The 15922-nt window shown below is 74.8% G+C and carries 16 protein-coding genes and 1 riboswitch; of the genes, 9 read left to right on the top strand and 7 right to left on the bottom strand.

Annotated features, from left to right (window positions below):
• The first annotated feature begins 23 nt into the window (after positions 1–23).
• Positions 24–290 (top strand): DUF4031 domain-containing protein, encoded by a 267-nt coding sequence (locus GA0070558_RS09740; protein WP_091277868.1) that lies wholly within the window; start codon positions 24–26, stop codon positions 288–290.
• Here GA0070558_RS09740 and GA0070558_RS09735 read toward each other — a convergent pair whose 3' ends face one another.
• Positions 291–962, bottom strand: a complete 672-nt coding sequence (locus GA0070558_RS09735) for an HD domain-containing protein (protein WP_256091853.1) — start codon at positions 960–962, stop codon at positions 291–293.
• A gap of 108 nt (positions 963–1070) precedes the next feature.
• Between GA0070558_RS09735 and GA0070558_RS09730 the strand changes: the two genes are divergently transcribed.
• Positions 1071–2291 carry an FUSC family protein gene (locus GA0070558_RS09730; protein WP_091278125.1) on the top strand — a complete coding sequence of 407 codons (1221 nt, stop codon included), beginning with the start codon at positions 1071–1073 and terminating at the stop codon, positions 2289–2291.
• 45 nt (positions 2292–2336) lie between these two features.
• Here GA0070558_RS09730 and GA0070558_RS09725 read toward each other — a convergent pair whose 3' ends face one another.
• Entirely contained in the window at positions 2337–3635 is a 1299-nt protein-coding gene (locus GA0070558_RS09725) for an aminotransferase class V-fold PLP-dependent enzyme (RefSeq protein WP_091277866.1), read from the bottom strand.
• 46 nt (positions 3636–3681) lie between these two features.
• Positions 3682–3801: riboswitch (SAM riboswitch) on the bottom strand.
• Between the two features lie 66 nt (positions 3802–3867).
• On the opposite strand from GA0070558_RS09725, the gene GA0070558_RS09720 reads away from it, so the two are divergent.
• On the top strand, positions 3868–5328 hold the full coding sequence (locus GA0070558_RS09720) for a PrsW family intramembrane metalloprotease (RefSeq protein ID WP_176734158.1): 1461 nt from the start codon (positions 3868–3870) through the stop codon (positions 5326–5328).
• A gap of 100 nt (positions 5329–5428) precedes the next feature.
• Here GA0070558_RS09720 and GA0070558_RS33325 read toward each other — a convergent pair whose 3' ends face one another.
• Together GA0070558_RS33325 and GA0070558_RS09715 are read right to left on the bottom strand one after the other, a co-directional pair.
• Complete coding sequence (locus GA0070558_RS33325) at positions 5429–5590, bottom strand: hypothetical protein (protein WP_176734157.1); 162 nt, start codon at positions 5588–5590, stop codon at positions 5429–5431.
• Positions 5591–5751: 161 nt separating this feature from the next.
• On the bottom strand, positions 5752–6099 hold the full coding sequence (locus GA0070558_RS09715) for a GroES family chaperonin (protein WP_043965186.1): 348 nt from the start codon (positions 6097–6099) through the stop codon (positions 5752–5754).
• Between the two features lie 87 nt (positions 6100–6186).
• Between GA0070558_RS09715 and GA0070558_RS09710 the strand changes: the two genes are divergently transcribed.
• Positions 6187–7599, top strand: a complete 1413-nt coding sequence (locus tag GA0070558_RS09710) for an AI-2E family transporter (protein WP_377536828.1) — start codon at positions 6187–6189, stop codon at positions 7597–7599.
• 33 nt (positions 7600–7632) lie between these two features.
• Here GA0070558_RS09710 and GA0070558_RS09705 read toward each other — a convergent pair whose 3' ends face one another.
• Positions 7633–9792 carry an ATP-dependent DNA helicase gene (locus tag GA0070558_RS09705; RefSeq protein WP_091277862.1) on the bottom strand — a complete coding sequence of 720 codons (2160 nt, stop codon included), beginning with the start codon at positions 9790–9792 and terminating at the stop codon, positions 7633–7635.
• A 138-nt stretch (positions 9793–9930) separates the two neighbouring features.
• Here GA0070558_RS09705 and GA0070558_RS09700 point away from each other — a divergent pair, with 138 nt between their 5' ends.
• On the top strand, positions 9931–10437 hold the full coding sequence (locus tag GA0070558_RS09700) for a DUF402 domain-containing protein (protein WP_043965189.1): 507 nt from the start codon (positions 9931–9933) through the stop codon (positions 10435–10437).
• A gap of 76 nt (positions 10438–10513) precedes the next feature.
• Here the strand turns inward: GA0070558_RS09700 and sigJ are convergent, their stop codons facing one another.
• Entirely contained in the window at positions 10514–11488 is a 975-nt protein-coding gene (gene sigJ / locus GA0070558_RS09695; protein WP_091277859.1) for an RNA polymerase sigma factor SigJ, read from the bottom strand.
• Positions 11489–11654: 166 nt separating this feature from the next.
• On the opposite strand from sigJ, the gene GA0070558_RS09690 reads away from it, so the two are divergent.
• From GA0070558_RS09690 to GA0070558_RS09680, 3 genes are all read left to right on the top strand, one after another.
• On the top strand, positions 11655–12566 hold the full coding sequence (locus GA0070558_RS09690; RefSeq protein ID WP_176734173.1) for a PPK2 family polyphosphate kinase: 912 nt from the start codon (positions 11655–11657) through the stop codon (positions 12564–12566).
• 246 nt (positions 12567–12812) lie between these two features.
• A complete protein-coding gene (locus GA0070558_RS09685; RefSeq protein WP_043965192.1) occupies positions 12813–13439 on the top strand; it encodes a DUF47 domain-containing protein in 627 nt (208 codons plus the stop codon).
• Between the two features lie 4 nt (positions 13440–13443).
• The gene (locus tag GA0070558_RS09680; RefSeq protein WP_077938139.1) at positions 13444–14451 is read left to right on the top strand and encodes an inorganic phosphate transporter; all 1008 of its coding nucleotides are present in this window, start codon (positions 13444–13446) and stop codon (positions 14449–14451) included.
• Positions 14452–14606: 155 nt separating this feature from the next.
• Here GA0070558_RS09680 and GA0070558_RS09675 read toward each other — a convergent pair whose 3' ends face one another.
• Complete coding sequence (locus GA0070558_RS09675) at positions 14607–15575, bottom strand: Gfo/Idh/MocA family protein (RefSeq protein ID WP_091277857.1); 969 nt, start codon at positions 15573–15575, stop codon at positions 14607–14609.
• Between the two features lie 141 nt (positions 15576–15716).
• On the opposite strand from GA0070558_RS09675, the gene GA0070558_RS09670 reads away from it, so the two are divergent.
• Positions 15717–15922 (top strand): transposase domain-containing protein (locus GA0070558_RS09670; protein WP_176734156.1); only part of this gene is annotated, 206 nt, incomplete at its 3' end.

Below are 15922 nucleotides of genomic sequence, written 5' to 3'. Positions count from 1 at the left end.
AACCGGCGGCTAGGTTGGCGGCCATGCTGTATGTGGACCGGCCCGCCTGGCCGGCGCGCGGGCGCCTCTGGTCCCACCTGATCAGCGACGTCTCCCCCGCCGAGCTGCACGTCTTCGCCGAGATGCTGGGCGTGCCCCGGCGCGCGTTCGACCGGGACCACTACGACATCCCCGCCGAGCGGTACCGGATGGCGGTGCTCCTCGGCGCGCGGGTTGTGCCGAGCCGCGACCTGGTCCGCCTCCTGCGCGCGGCGAACCTGCGCCGCCCCAAACACCTGCACGTCCCCTGATCACCCGGGCGAGGGGGCGAGGGCGGTCAGTTCGCGGGTGAGGTTGGCGTGGGCCTGCGGGGTCCAGTGGGTGTGCAGGTGGGGGTGGCGGTAGAGGGTGGGCAGGGACAGGAGCTGGTCCAGGATCCTCGCGCGGCCCCGGCGGAAGTCCCCGTCCGGCACGTGCGCGTACTCCTGCCGGACGGCCGCGGCGTAGCGGTCGTACTCCTCGGGCGTCCCGGCCAGCACGGCCAGGTCGGCGTCGCAGAGCAGCGCCCCGTCGCGGTCGTCGGCGGCGACCGCGTGCCCGGCGGTGAGCAGCACCAGCCGGCGCACCTCGGCCACCGCCGCCGCCGGCACCCCGAGCCCGGTGAGCAGCCCCTCGGCGAGGTCGGCGCTGGCCCGCTCGTTGGCGTCACCGGCGGTGCGCGGGTCGTAGACCGCGTCGTGGCACCAAGCGGCGAGGCGGACCAGGTCCGGACGGTCGGCGAAGCCGGCGTACGCGTCGACCACGTCGAGGACGGCGGTCAGGTGCCGGACGGTGTGGTAGCGGCGGTGCGGCTCCCACCAGCGGGCCAGCAGCTCCTGCCCGGCGCGGGTCAGCGCGGGGCCGTCGGGTGCACCGGCGTCCCGGACCGCCGCCCGCCACCGGTCCACCAGGCCGGCCCCCCGCCCGTCGTCCAGCTCCGTCACCCGGTCGAGTCTGCCGCAGCGGGCGAGGATTCACCGGCCCCGCCGCGGGTAGTCCCCGCCATGGCCGTGGCCCGGGACCGCCGACCCTCGCTGCTGCGGCGTGCCGGGATGCGCGACGGCGACGGCGACGTCGACGCGCCACGTATCGCGGCGGCCATGGAACAGCTGCGCCACCGGGGCAAGGCCACGCTGCACGACCGGCTGCACCGGGTGCGGATGGCGCTCGGGTTGGCCGTCCAGGCGGGGCTGGCCGCGGCGCTGGCCTGGATCGTCTCCCACGAGCTGCTGCACAATCCGCAGCCGGTCTTCGCGCCGATCTCGGCGGTCGGCACCCTCGCCGCGTCGGTCGGCCAGCGGCTGCGGCGGACGGTCGAGCTGATCGTCGGGGTGGCGGTCGGGGTGTTCCTCGGCGACGTGCTGATCTATTTCCTGGGCACCGGCGGTTGGCAGCTCGGGATGGTGGTGACGGCGGCGATCCTGCTGACCATCTTCTTCGGCGCGAGCGTGGCGATCGTCATCCAGGCCGCCGCCACGGCCGTGCTGATCGTCACGCTCAGCCCGTCCACCGAGAACCTGGAGATACCGCGCTTCGTGGACGCGTTCGTCGGCGGCGGGATCGCGCTGGTGGTGACGGCGATCCTGCTGCCGCTGAACCCGCTGCGGGTGATCAACCGGGCCGCCCGGCCGGCGCTCGACCTGCTCGCCGACCAGCTCGACGTGGCCGCCGCCGCGCTGCGCGACCGCGACCGCGACAGCGCCCAACGTGCCCTGGAACGGCTCCGGGAGAACAAGGCGGAGCTGGCCACCTTCACGGAGGCGATCGAGGGCGCGAAGGAGACCAGCACCCTCTCCCCGGCCCGCTGGCACCGGCGCAGCGAGCTGACCCACTACGCCGACGCGGCCGAGCCCATCGACCGGGCGATGCGCAACAGCGGCACCCTGATCCGGCGCTCGGTCACCATGATCGAGGACGGCGAACCGGTGCCCGACCCCATGTCCGACGCGGTGGGCCACCTCGCCGAGGCGGTCCGCCTGCTCCGCCACGAGTTCGCCGTCGGGGCGGAGCCGGAGAAGGCCCGGGAACGGTCCCTGCGCGCCGTCAGCGAGGCCGGTCGGGCGTACGAGCAGGGGGTCGGGTTCTCCGGCAGCGTGGTGGTCGCGCAGGTGCGGACCACCGCCAGCGACCTGCTGGTGGCCTCCGGCATCGAGCAGCAGGAGGCGAACCGGCTGGTCCGCGAGTCGTTCGGCGAGCAGGAGAAGCCGGCCCCGGAGGCGGGCGAAGGCGAGCCCGGCCCCCGGAGGTCGCCCGCCGCCCCGTCCGTCGGCTGAGCGGCGGGGCGGGGCCGCGCTCGGCCCCGCCCGGAGTCGGTCGGCTCAGCCCAGCTCGGCGAGGGCGGCCAGCAGGCGGTCGACGTCCCGCGCCGTGCTGCCCAGGCCGAGGCTCGCCCGCAGGGCGGTCGGCGGCAGGTCCGTCCGGCCGCTGCGGGCCGCCGCCTCGGCGAGCAGCCGCCGGGCCAGCGGGTGGGCGCAGAACAGCCCGTCGCGGACCCCGACGTCGTGCCGGGCCGCCAGCTCCGCCGCCGCCTCGCCCGAGTCCCGGCCGGCGACGACGAACGAGACGATGCCGACCCGGGGCGCGTCCGGCCCGAAGGTACGCAGCTCCACCACGTGCGGCAGGGCGGCCAGGCCCTGCCGGAGCCGGGCCAGCAGGGCCTGCTCCCGGGCGTGCAGCGCGTCCCGGTCGGCGTCGGCGAGGGCCGCGCAGACCGCCGCGAGGGCGACCGCGCCGAGCAGGTTGGGGGTGCCCGCCTCGTGCCGGGCCGGGCCGGCGGCCCAGCGCACCTGGTGGGTGGCGTCCCCGACGTGGCTGGTCGCGCCCCCACCCGCCAGGTACGGCGGGGCCGCGTCCAGCCAGTCGCCCCGCCCGAGCAGCACGCCCGCGCCGAACGGCGCGTACAGCTTGTGCCCGGACACGGCCAGGTAGTCCACGCCGAGCGCGGCGACGTCGACCGGCGCGTGCGGGGCGAGCTGTGCGGCGTCCACGGCGATCCGGGCGGCGTGCCGGCGGGCGACGGCGGCCAGCTCGGCCACCGGCCAGCGTTCCCCGGTCACGTTGCTGGCCCCGGTGACCGCCACCAGCACCGGCGGGCCGGCGGAGCGGCTGATGCCCGCGGCCCCCGGCGGCGCGTCCCGGCGCAGCTCCATCAGCGCCGCGTCCAGCGCCCGGACCGCCTCGCCTGGGCTCGCCGGCACGGGCAGCCGCACCGAGCCGCGCGGCCAGGGCAGCAGGTTGGCGTGGTGCTCCCCGGCGAACGTCACCACCGTCGTCCCGGCGGGCAGGGCGCGGGCCAGCAGGTTCAGCGCGTCCGTCGTGTTGCGGGTGAAGATCACGTGGTCGCCGGGCCGGGCGCCGAAGAAGTCGCCGACGGTCTGCCGGGCCCGCTCGTAGGCGAGGGTGCAGCGCCGCGACAGCGCGCCCGCGCCGCGGTGCACGCTGGCGTACCAGGGGAGCAGCTCGGCCACAGCGTCGGCCGCCGCCCGCGCGCACGGCGCGCTGGCCGCATGGTCCAGGTTGGTCTGGCCCGGCACGCCGAGCACGTCGAGCGGCCGCGACGACGCCGGCGCGATCCGCGCGGGCAGCGGGGCGGGCGGGGGTACGAGGGTGACGGTCATGCCGACCTCCGGGTCCGGGGACCCCGGGTGACGCCACCGGAGACGGGGTCCGCGCTTGCCCAGCGCCGGACGGGGCTGGGCCCGGTCATCACCCGGGGCACCCCACCGCGAACTCGACGAGGGTTGCCGGCCAGCAAGCCGGGGCTTGACGCTGGCGCTCGTGACCTGCCGACAGGATAACGGTCGGCGGATGCGCCCGGAACGGGCGGCGGAGGGTGACTACGCTGACAGAATGGCCGACACCCCACCCGGCGGCGCCCCGGTGCCGCCGTGGACCGCGCCCGACGTCCCCGCGCCGCCCGGCGGGTCCGCCCCCCGGATGCCGCTGCGTCGGCTGGGCTGGCGGCGGTTCCTGGTGCTGGCCCTGGTGGTGCTGCTGATCGCGGCGTGCGCGGTCTACATGCTCTTCGTGCTCGGCTCCAACCTCGGGCCGCAGGCGCTGCTGATCGGGGTGGTCGCCGCGATCCTGCCGGTGCCGGTGCTGGTCTCCTGCTTCCTGTGGCTCGACCGGTACGAGCCGGAGCCGCTGAAATACCTGATCTTCTGCTTCGCGTGGGGCGCGTTCGTCTCGACGGCCGCCTCGCTGACCGTGAACGAGTTCTTCGCCGCCCGGTTCGCCGACTGGGGGCTGCCGAACGCCCTCACCGGCGTGCTGGTCGCCCCGTTCATCGAGGAGCTGACGAAGGCGCTCGGGCCCATCCTGCTGCTGATCTTCCGCCGCCGCGAGTGGTCCGGGATCACCGACGGCCTGGTCTACTGCGGGCTGTCGGCGGTCGGCTTCGCCATGGTGGAGAACATCCTCTACCTGGGCGGCTACGGCTACGCCTCCGGCGTCGACGAGTACGGCCCCGCCACCGGCGCGCGGCAGGTCATCGCGATCTTCATCGTCCGGATCCTGCTGTTCGGGTTCGCGCACCCGCTGTTCACCTCGATGACCGGGGTGGGGCTCGGCATCGCCGCCCGCACGGCCGACCGGCGGGTGCGGTTCCTCGCCCCGCTCGCGGGCCTGCTGCTGGCGATGATGCTGCACGGCACCTGGAACCTGCTGCCGTCGCTGGCCCAGGCCACCGGCCAGGCCATGATCGCCCTGTACGGCTACCTCGGCGTGATGGTGCCGATCTTCTTCGCCATGGTCGGGCTGGCCATCTGGCTGCGCGGCTGGGAGGGGCGGCTGACCGAGCGCACCCTGCCCGACTATGTGCGGGCGGGCTGGCTCACCCCGCCCGAGGTGGCGTCGCTGGGCAGCCTCGGCCGGCGGCACGCGGCCCGCACCTGGGCCCGCCGGGTGGCCGGCGACGCGGGCCTCAAGGCGATGCGGGGATACCAGTTCTCGGCCACCCGGCTGGCGCTGCTGCGCGACGGGATGCGCCGGGGGCTGGACCGCCGGCCCGCCGACCAGGAACGGACGATCAGGGAGGAACGGGAGCTGCTGGACGCGCTCACCGCGTACCGGGCGTTCTTCGTCGGCCGGGACCCGCAAACCCCCGTCGGCAGCTGGGACGGCCACCGTTACCACCTGCGGTTCCCCGACGGCTCGCAGCGCGCCGTCGACGCGCCGGACGAGCCGGTCGTGCCGATCCCCGTGGTGCTCGTCCCGCCGCCGCCCCCGGTTCCGGCCCACGCGGCCGGCTACGGCCCGCCCGGCTGGTACGGCCCCCACCAGCCCCCGCCCTGGCCGCCACGCGCGGGCTGACGGTCCGGCCGGAACTCCGGGCCGGCTCGGGGCGGCTCGCGCCGGGCCGGGCCGGGGCCGTCAGGCGTGATCAGGTCGGGCGTGATCAGGCCGGGCTCGGTCAGGTCGTGAGGCCGGTGAGGAAGTCACCCATGCCCTGGGCCATCGCCATCAGGCCCCCGCCGACCGACCGGCACACCTGCGCCGCGCCGTCCGGCCGGAACGCCACGAAGTAGATCAGGAACGCGACGCCGCCCCAGAGGAACACCTTCTTCACGAACACCGGCAGGCTCCCCTCCCCAGGGTGCTGGACGTGCCTGGCGTTCCCTTCGCGGACGGCCGCAAACGAAGCAGCCCCCGCCAGGCCGCACAGGGTGCGCCCGGGGGGAGGAGTGTTAGGAGGGGGCCCTTGCTATACCGAAAGCGTTAACAGGGGGCCCTTCCTTACAGGTAGAGGCCGGTGGAGCCGGTGGTCTCCGCCTCGACGCGTTCGGCGGCCACGGCGTGCACGTCCCGCTCGCGCAGCAGCACGTACCCCCGGCCGTGCAGCTCGACCTCGGAGCGGTCGTCGGGGTCGAAGAGGACCCGGTCGCCGGAGACGATCGAGCGGACGTGGGGGCCCACGCCGACGGCGGTGGCCCAGGCGAGGCGCTTGCCGACGGCGGCGGTCGCCGGGATCACGATGCCGGCGGTGGAGCGGCGCTCACCCTCGCTCCCCTCCAACCGCACCAGCACCCGGTCGTGCAGCAGGCGGATCGGCAGGCCGGCGTCGAGGTTCTCATCGGCGGTCACGACGGAACGGTACCGCGTCCCCGCGGACCGGTCCGCTGGTGGTTACGGGGTTGCGGGCCGGGGCAATGTTGGCGCAACCGCCCTAGGCTGGGGCGGTCGGACGTATCCTGTCCCCCCTGTCGTCTGGGCGGGCGGGTTCTGCTGCGGGAGGTGCGCTTGAGCCGCTTCGAGCGGGTACGGGGACGGCTGCGCCGCGCGTACGAGTCGGGACGGGACGCGGTGCGGCAGGCCCGCGCCGACCCGACCGGGCGGGCCGACGTGACGGGCCCTCGGGCGCTGCCCGGCAGCATCGACGCGTCGGCCGAGGCCGGGGTGGCCTCGCCCCGCTCGCCGGGGCCGGTGGCACCGCCGTCGGCGATCGTGGTCGGCGCCGAGCCGCCCGCCGCGCTGCACAACTCCACCTCCAGCCGCGACGACGCCGACGTGCCGCACGCGCTGCGCATCGCGGCCGCCTGGTCGTGGCGGCTGATCGTCATCGGCGTCGTGTTCTGGGCGCTGCTGAAGATCGTCGCCACCGTCAGCATCGTGATCATCCCGCTGGCCATCGCCATGCTGCTCTCGGCGCTGCTCGCGCCGGCCGTGGGCTGGCTGCTGCGGGCGCGCTTCCCCCGCTCGCTGGCGACGGCGGTGGTGCTGGTCGGCGGCCTGGCCGCCGTGGTCGGCACGTTGACGCTCGTGGTCAACGAGTTCATCAAGGGCGTGCCGGAGCTGAGCAAGAAGTCCTCCGAGGGCGTCCGGCAGATCCAGGACTGGCTCAAGACCGGCCCGCTGCACCTGTCGGACAGCCAGCTCGACCGGTACATCGAGGAGGCCCAGTCCTGGATCAACAACAACACCGAGCGGTTCACCAGCGGGGCGGTCTCCACGGCGGCGACCCTGGCCGAGGTGCTCACCGGCATCGTGCTGGTGCTCTTCGCCACGTTCTTCTTCCTGCGTGACGGCAGCCGGATCTGGCGGTTCCTGGTGCGGCTGCTGCCGGTGGCGGCCCGGTGGAAGGTCGACGACGCCGGCCGGGCGTCCTGGGAGACGCTGGGCGCCTACGTGCGGGCCACGGTGCTGGTCGCGTTCATCGACGCGGTCGGCATCGGCACCTTCCTGGTCGTCTTCGACATCCCGTTCGCGTTCCCGCTGGCGGCGCTGGTCTTCCTGGGGGCGTTCATCCCGATCGTCGGGGCCGCGCTCTCCGGCGGGGTCGCGGTGCTGGTGGCGCTGGTCGACAGCGGCCCGGTCACCGCCCTGATCATCCTCGGCGTGGTGATCGGCGTGCAGCAGGTCGAGGGGCACGTGCTCCAGCCGCTGATCATGGGTCGGGCGGTGGCCATCCACCCGCTTGCGGTGATCATCGGGATCGCGGCCGGCGTGGTGCTCGCCGGGATCACCGGCGCGCTGGTCTCGGTGCCGCTGATCGCGGTGCTCAACACGGCCGTCCGCCGGCTCGCCGCGCGTACGGTGCCGGACACCCCGCCCGACGCCGTGGTGGTCGCCTCGCAGGCGCCCTGACCGGCCGGCGGGCAGACCGCCGACCGGGCCGCGTCACGACCTGCCGAGCCGCTCCAGCGCCCCCCGGGCCACCTCCGGGCGCGTCGTATACCAGAACGGGGGCAGCGAGCGGCGCAGGAACGGGCCGTAGCCCCGGGCCGTCTCCAGCCGCGAGTCGAGCACCGCGACCACGCCCCGGTCGCCGGTGGCCCGGATCAGCCGGCCCACGCCCTGGGCCAGCCGGACCGCCGCGATCGGCACGCTGACGGCGGAGAACCCCGAGCCCCCGCCCGCGTCCACGGCGGCGGCGCGGGCCGCCGCGAGCGGCTCGTCCGGCCGGGGGAACGGCAACCGGTCGATCACCACGAGCTGGCAGGAGTCGCCCGGCACGTCGACCCCCTGCCACAGCGACATCACGCCGAACAGGCAGCTCGACTGCTCCTGGCGGAACCGGCGCACCAGCAGCGGCAGCGCCTCCTCGCCCTGAAGCAGGACCGGCAGGTCGGTCTTCGCGCGCAGCAGCTCCGCCGCCTGCTGCGCGGCCCGCCGGGAGGAGAACAACCCGAGGGTACGCCCACCCAGCGCCCCGACCAGCGCCAGCAGCTCCTCGCCGGCCGCGTCGGGCAGCCCGGAGGCAGCGGGGCGGGGCAGGTGCGCCGCCACGTAGAGGATGCCCTGCCGGGCGTAGTCGAACGGGGAACCGACGTCGAGCGACCGCCAGCCCGGCCCCTCGGTGGCGGGCACGGTGCCGGTGGTGGGGCGGCTGCCCGGGGCGGCGGCCACCGGCGTCGCGTCGGCCGGGGCGTCCCCCCGGGCGGTGGCGGCGGCCAGCGCGGCGGCGGCCGGGGACGGCGGGGCGGGCGGCGGCGCCTCCAGCCCCAGCGCCCGGGCCACCGTGTCGAACCGGCCGCCCAGCGCCAGGGTCGCCGAGGTGGCGACGACGGTGCGCTCGTCGTACAGGTGGGTGGCGAGGGTGCCGGCGACCGACAGCGGGGCCACCACCAGGGCCCGGCGGCTGCCGTTGTCGGGCTTCTCCACCCACGCCACGTCGTGCTCGGACTCCTCCAGCAGCCGCTGGGCGGTGGCCGACAGCTCGTCGAGCACCGCCTTGGCCTGCTGCTTGCGGACCGGATCGGGATCGTCGGACTTGACGTCGCCGATCGCGTCCAGCGCGGCCCGGGTGGCGGCGTCGAGCAGCGTGCACGCCTCGCGCAGCGGGCCGGGCAGGCCGGCCGTGAGGCGACCGGCGGGGGCCTCGGCCAGCCCGACGGCGAGCGCGTCGCCGGCCTCGGTGAGCCGCTCGGCGACCTCCGGACGCAGCAGCGGCCGGGCCCGCCGGGTGGACCGGTCGATCAGCTCCGGCACCAGCTCGGCCTGGGCCGCCGAGGAGACCCGGTCGGCCAGCTCGTGCGCCTCGTCGACGATCAGCAGCTTGTGCGGCGGCACGATGTGCCGGCCGGCGATCATGTCGACGGCGAGCAGGCTGTGGTTGGTGACCACGATGTCGGCCTCCCGGGCGCGGGCCCGGGACGCCTCAGCGAAGCACTCCGCGCCGAACGGGCAGCGGGACGCCCCCACGCACTCCCGGGCCGGCATCGACACCAGCCGCCAGGCCAGGTCGTCGACGCCCGGGTCAAGCTCGTCGCGGTCGCCGGTGTCGGTCTCCATCGCCCAGTCGCGCAGCCGCTCGATCTGCTTGCCGAGCCGGCCCGCCTCGCCGAGCCACCTCCCGCCCCCGCCGCCCGCCCGGGGCTCGACGGCGTCGAACAGCGTGTCCGTCGGCTCGTCCTCCGTCGAGTTGTCCAGCCGGGCCAGGCACAGGTAGTGGTGGCGGCCCTTGAGCACGGCGAAGGTGGGCCGGCGGCCGAGCACCGGCTCCACCGCCTCGGCGAGCCGGGGCAGGTCGTGCTCGACGAGCTGGGACTGCAACGCCAGGGTCGCGGTGGAGACCACCACCGGGCCGTCCACGGTCAGGGCCGGGGCCAGGTAGCCCAGGGACTTGCCGGTGCCGGTGCCGGCCTGCACCAGCAGGTGCTCGCCGGAGGCCACGCACTCGGCGATCGCCGTGGCCATCTGCTGCTGGCCGGGGCGGGCCGCGCCGCCGGGGACCGCGCCGACCGCGGCGGCGAGCAGCTCACCGGCGTCGGCCCGCTTGCCGCGCCGCCGGGAGGTGCGGGGGAGGGCGGAACCGGGAGCGGTGCGCGGCGGAGTCACCGTGCGAAGGTACCCGTCGCCGCCGACACCGGTCCGCCCCCGCCCCGCGTGGCGGGGTCACCGTACGAAATCTCCCGGCATCGATTCCGTTACTTCCCCCCGCGCGATCGGTGGGCGGAATCGACTAGGGTGCGACTCATGCCGAGCGACGTGGTCCGCGTGATCTACCGCAAGTACGACGGCAGCGCCCACCGCGACTACCCGGCCCGCCTCCTGACCACGGACGACCTCGGCGTGTGGCTCGGCGTCCCGGCCGGCACCGAGTCCGTCTACCATGGCCGGCCGTCGGTCGAGCAGATCCCCTTCGTGCTGCTGGTGCCGCACCACGCCTGGTGGACGTGCATGTTCAACCCGCCGCCGCGCACGAGCGAGGTCTACTGCGACATCGCCACCCCGGCCCGCTGGGAGGGCGACGACACCGTCCACCTGTTCGACCTCGACCTCGACGTGGTGCGTCGTCGGGGCACCGGTCTGGTCGAGCTGCGCGACGAGGACGAGTTCGCCGAGCACCGGGAGCAGTTCGGCTACCCCGACGACCTGGTGGCCGAGGCGGAGGCCGCCTCCCGGTGGCTGCTGGGCGTGCTCGGCGACGGCAGCGAGCCGTTCGCCACGGCGTACCGGAAGTGGCTGGCCCTGGTGGTCTGAGCCCGGGTCGCCCACGGCCCGCCGCCGGCCCTCCGGCCCGAGGCCAGCCCGCCGGCCCGCTCCCGGCCCCCGGCCGTCAGGGGTGCGGCGGCCCGTCGGCCTCCGGCCCGAGGCCGGGCACCCGGGTCAGCTTGTCGGGGTTGAGCTGGTTGAAGACGCCGGTGATCCGGCCGTCGTGCACGGCGAAGGCGGTGACCAGGCGCAGCGGCCGACCGTCGGTGTGCACGGTCTCGAACTGCAACCCGAGCGCGCCGTCCACCAGCACCGGCCGGGACCGCACCCGCGCGCCGTAGCGGCCCGCCCGCCCGAACAGGCCCAGGACGAACCGGCCCACCGTGTCGGCGCCGGTGACCGGCCGCCGGGCCGCCGGGAAGTGCCCGCCGCTGTCGCCGATCAGCACCACGTCCGGGGCGAGCACCCGCACCAGCTCGGCCAGCTCGCCGGACTCGGTCGCCGCGACGAACGCGGCCACCACCCGCCGCTGCTCGGCCAGGTCGGCCGTGTGCCGGGGCGCGTCGGGCGCGGCGAGGGCCCGCCGGGCCCGCGAGGCGAGCTGCCGGGCGGCCACCGCCGTCGTGCCGAGCACCTCGGCGACCTCGCCGAACGGCACCGCGAACACGTCGTGCAGGACCAGGGCGACCCGCTGCTCGGGGCCGAGCCGCTCCAGCAGCACCAGCAGGGCCGTGCCGACCCGGTCGGCCCGGACGGCGCGTTCGGCCGGGTCGGGCGCGAAACCCTCGCCGTCCAGCGGCGTCACGACCGGCTCGGGCAGCCACTGCCCCGGGTACGTCTCCCGGCGCACCCGCGCCGAGCGCAGCACGTCCAGGCAGATCCGCCCGCAGGTGGTGGTGAGCCAGGCGGTCAGGTTGCCGACCTCCGCCCGCCTCGCCGGGTCGCCCAGCGCGCCGGCGCAGCGCAGCCAGGTCTCCTGCACGGCGTCCTCGGCCTCGCTGCGGCTGCCCAGCATCCGGTACGCCAGGGCGGTCAGCCGCCCCCGCTCCGCCTCGAACCCGTCGACCAGCTCCGGCACGCCGCCACCTTCCACGCGCATGATTCTCCCCACCCCTCGACGTCCCGGCGACCGCGAACGTGACACGGGCGCTCGACGGGCGGGAGTGGCCGGGGTGGGTGATGATCCAGTCATGAGCGGGTTCGATGGTGCGCGGTCAGATGCCGCCCACGCTGTCCGGGACGTCGTGCCGCCCGAGGGGGCGACGATGCGGGAGTTGCTGCGGGTGGGCGGGGGTGCCGTCGACCTGGCGGCGATCGATCCCCGGTCGACGCCGGGGCTGCCGGCGTCCGCCGCCGAGGGCGACGGGAGCCGCAAGGCGTGGGCGCGGGAGCAGGTGCGGCTGCTCGGCGCGGCCCTGGGGCGGCAGCAGGAGATGCTGTACGCCACCGCGCAGGCCGCCGCCGGCCCGGGCGCGCCCACCGGCGCCCCCACGGCGGCCGACGTCGCGCCGGGGCGGGGCCGACCCGACCGGGTGCTGCTGGTGCTCCAGGCCATGGACTGCGGCGGCAAGGACGGCACGATCCGGCGGGTCGCCGGGGCGATGAACCCGCTCGGGCTGCACATCCGCTCGTTCGGCCCGCCGACGGAGCGGGAGCGGCGGCACGACTTCCTGTGGCGGATCCGCCGGGCCCTGCCGCCACCCGGGTACGTCGGGGTCTTCAACCGGTCGCACTACGAGGACGTGCTGATCGCCCGGGTGGAGTCGCTGGTGCCGGAGGCCACCTGGCGGGCCCGGTACGACGAGATCAACGCCTTCGAGCGGGAGCTGACCGGCTCCGGGGTGCGGCTGGTCAAGGTCATGCTGCACATCTCGCACGCCGAGCAGGGCGAGCGGCTGCTGGCGCGGCTGACCGACCCGACGAAGCACTGGAAGTACCACCCGAGCGACCTGGACTCCCGGGCCCGCTGGGGCGACTACCAGGCCGCGTACGCCGAGGCACTGAGCCGGTGCGGCACGGACGCCGCGCCGTGGCACGTGGTGCCGGCCGACCGGAAGTGGTACCGCGACTGGGCGGTGGCGCACCTGCTGCGGGAGACGTTCGACGACCTGGATCTCGGGTATCCGCCGGCGGACTTCGACGTGGCGGCGGAGCGCAGCCGCCTGTGCGGCGCCTGACCGGCGGCGCGACGGCGTCTGACCAGCGGCGCGCTCGCGTGCGGTCGGGCGGCGCCGGCGTGGCGGTCGGCCGGCGGTTGCGGGCCGGCTGACCGGTTCCAGGTGAACGGCAGGTGAACGACCAGTAAATGGCGGCTGGCCAGGGGTGGGCCGACGAATTCGCGGCCCGGCCGTTTCCTAGCATTCCCGTTGCAGGCACCCCCGGGGCGTCCGCCACCCTTCCACCGACACGACGAGGTCCAGGCTGTGAAGTTTTCCTTCCGCCCCACCGAGGGCGCCTTCTACGAGCTCTTCACCAGGGCCGCGCAGAACCTGGTGCGGGGCACCGAGCTGCTCAACGAGCTGGCCCTGCCGGGCGTGGACGTGCAGTCGGTGAGCGAGCGGCTGACCGAGGTCGAGCACGACAGCGACCAGATCACCCACGACCTCTACAAGAAGATCAACTCCACCTTCATCACCCCGTTCGACCGGGAGGACATCTACCGGCTGGGGTCGCTGCTCGACGACGTGATGGACCACCTGGAGGCCGTGGGCAACCTGCTCTACCTCTACGGGCTGACCAAGCTGCCGGCGCTCCCGCGCGAGCTGCACGAGCTGGTCAACGTGCTGGACCAGCAGGCGAAGCTGACCGCCGAGGCGATGCCCCGGCTCAAGTCGATGAAGGATCTCGAGGACTACTGGATCGAGTGCAACCGGCTGGAGAACGACGGCGACCAGGCGTACCGGATGCTGCTGGTCCGCCTCTTCTCCGGCGAGTACGACGCGCTCACGGTGCTCAAGATGAAGGAGGTCGCCGACGAGCTGGAGGCCGCCTGCGACGCCTTCGAGCACGTGGCCAACACCGTCGAGACCATCGCGGTCAAGGAGTCCTGATCCTGTGAGTCCCGAACTCATCGCCGTGCTGGCGGTGATCGCGGTGGCCCTGGCGTTCGACTACACCAACGGCTTCCACGACGCCGCCAACGCGATCGCGACCAGCGTCTCCACCCGCGCCCTGACACCCCGGATGGCGCTCGCCCTCGCCGCCGTCGGCAACTTCGTCGGCGCCCACTTCGGCGCGGGGGTCGCCAAGACCGTCGGCGACAACCTCGTCACCCTGCCCACCGGCATCGCGAGCCTGGGGGTGGTCTTCGCCGGGGTGCTCGGCGCGATCGCCTGGAACCTGATCACCTGGTACTTCGGCCTGCCGTCGTCGTCCTCGCACGCGCTGTTCGGCGGCCTGGTCGGGGCGACCCTGCTCGCCACCGGCGGCATCGTGCAGTGGGTCAACATCGCCGAGAAGGTCCTGCTGCCGATGGTGCTCTCGCCGATCGTCGGCCTGACGCTGGGCTACCTGCTGATGCTGGCGATCCTGTGGCTGTTCCGCAACGGGCAGCCGGGCAAGCTGAACCGGGGCTTCCGCTGGGCGCAGACCGCGTCGGCGGCGGCCATGTCCGTCGGCCACGGCATGCAGGACGCCGCGAAGACCATGGGCATCGTGGTCCTCGCCCTCTACACGGGCGGCTTCCAGGACGACAAGACCCACATCCCCGGCTGGGTGTTCTGGACGTCGGCGGCGATGCTGGCGGCCGGCACGTACGCCGGTGGCTGGCGGATCATCCGCACGCTCGGCCGCAAGATCATCGACCTGGGCCCGCCGGAGGGCTTCGCCGCCGAGACGGTGGCCAGCTCGGTGCTCTACTTCAACGCGCTGGTGCTCCACGCGCCGATCTCCACCACCCACACGATCACCTCGGCGATCATGGGAGTGGGGGCGACGAAGCGGCTCTCCGCGGTGCGCTGGAACGTGGCCGGCAACATCGTGGTCGCGTGGATCATCACGTTCCCGGCGGCGGCGCTGATCGCTTGCGTCACCTACCTGCTGGTCCGCCCCCTCTTCGGCTGACGGCCTGCCGCGCTCGCCGTCCGGCGGTCCCGCCGCCCGCCCGCCGCCCGCCGGCCGGCGGTCCGGCGGCCGGCGGCCCGGCGGCCGGCGGCCCGGCGGTTAGGAAGGGCCCCCTGTACAACAGAATGCGTTAACAGGGGGCCCTTCCTTGCACCTCACTTGTACTGCACGCCGATCTGCTCGCGGATCGCGTCCAGCAGGCCCATCACCTCAAGCGTGGCGGCGTGCGGCACCAGCGGGCTCTCCGTCAGCCCCGCCGCGAGGCAGCGCTGCACCTCGATCGCCTCGTACTGGTAGCCGCCGCCGGTCAGGTCGGCCGGGATCGTCTCCGGCTCCGCCCCGGCCCGGTGCAGCGTCGCCGACGGCGGCCGGAAGAACGGCGCGGGCAGGTCGATGCGCCCGGCGGTACCGGTGATCGAGGCGACCAGCGGGCTGGCCCCGATCATGCCGCAGCTCAGCGTCGCCACGGCCCCCGAGTCGTAGCCGAACACGATGCCGGTGTTCTCGTCGACCCCCTCCGGGCCGATCTTCGCCCACGACCGCACGTGCTGCGGGACGCCGAGCAGCAGGTGGGCCAGGCTGACCGGGTAGACGCCCAGGTCCAGCAGCGCGCCCCCGCCCAGCGCGCGGGCCCGCATCCGGCTCTCCGGCGCGAACGGCCCGGCCACCCCGAAGTCGGCCTGCACGCCGGTGACCTGCCCGATCGTCCCCTCGGCGAGCAGCTCGACCACCCGCAGGATCAGCGGGTTCGTGCGCATCCACATGGCCTCCATGAGGAAGACCCCCCGGGAGCGGGCCGCCTCGACCAGCTCGGTGCTGTCGGCCAGGTCGAGGGTGAACGGCTTCTCCACCAGCACCGCCCGGCCCGCCGCCAGGCAGATCATGGTCGCCTCGTGGTGCGCCGCGTGCGGGGTCGCCACGTAGATCGCGTCCACCTCGTCGTCGGCGGCCAGCTCCGCCCAGGAGCCGTACGCCCGTTGCGCGCCGTGCCGGTCTGCGAACGCCCGTGCCGCCTCCGGCGTCCGCGAGCCGACCGCGACCAGCTCGGCCCCCGGCACGTGCCGCAGGTCCTCGGCGAAACAGCCGGCGATGTGGCCGGTGGCCAGAATGCCCCAACGTGTCATGCGCCCACGCTAGCCGCAATGCCGGGTAGTTAAGCGTGGTGGTGGCTGGTCAAGGGGGCGTGTCGGTGGGGATGCAGGCAGCGGGACTCCGGTAGAGAGGTACGTCCGCCAAGACATGCCTCACCGTTGGGAGTCCCGCTGTTGGTCCAGTCTGTCATTGCGCGTGTGGTGCGGGTCGCGGCAGGTCCGTTCGCGCCGGGTCATCTGGGTGAGCTGACGCGGCAGGTGCCGTTCGAGATGGTTGATGCGGTCCTGGCTCAGACGTGTTGTCTTCAGCGGCGGGTGCGGGATCTGCCCTCGCGGGTGGTGGTGTATCTGTTGCTCGCGGGCTGTTTGTTCGCCGAGTT

Source organism: Micromonospora haikouensis (assembly GCF_900091595.1).
Classification (GTDB): Bacteria; Actinomycetota; Actinomycetes; order Mycobacteriales; family Micromonosporaceae; genus Micromonospora; species Micromonospora haikouensis.
Note: the sequence above shows the minus strand (reverse complement) of the source record. Positions and strands in the feature narration are given on the sequence as shown.

Bases quoted from the DNA above. Each gene is read 5' to 3' on its own strand.
- GA0070558_RS09740 (WP_091277868.1), top strand. From the start codon at position 24: ATGCTGTATGTGGACCGGCCCGCCTGGCCGGCGCGCGGGCGCCTCTGG.
- GA0070558_RS09730 (WP_091278125.1), top strand. From the start codon at position 1,071: ATGCGCGACGGCGACGGCGACGTCGACGCGCCACGTATCGCGGCGGCC.
- GA0070558_RS09725 (WP_091277866.1), bottom strand. From the start codon at position 3,635: ATGACCGTCACCCTCGTACCCCCGCCCGCCCCGCTGCCCGCGCGGATC.
- GA0070558_RS09720 (WP_176734158.1), top strand. From the start codon at position 3,868: ATGGCCGACACCCCACCCGGCGGCGCCCCGGTGCCGCCGTGGACCGCG.
- GA0070558_RS09700 (WP_043965189.1), top strand. From the start codon at position 9,931: ATGCCGAGCGACGTGGTCCGCGTGATCTACCGCAAGTACGACGGCAGC.
- sigJ (WP_091277859.1), bottom strand. From the start codon at position 11,488: ATGCGCGTGGAAGGTGGCGGCGTGCCGGAGCTGGTCGACGGGTTCGAG.
- GA0070558_RS09690 (WP_176734173.1), top strand. From the start codon at position 11,655: ATGCGGGAGTTGCTGCGGGTGGGCGGGGGTGCCGTCGACCTGGCGGCG.
- GA0070558_RS09675 (WP_091277857.1), bottom strand. From the start codon at position 15,575: ATGACACGTTGGGGCATTCTGGCCACCGGCCACATCGCCGGCTGTTTC.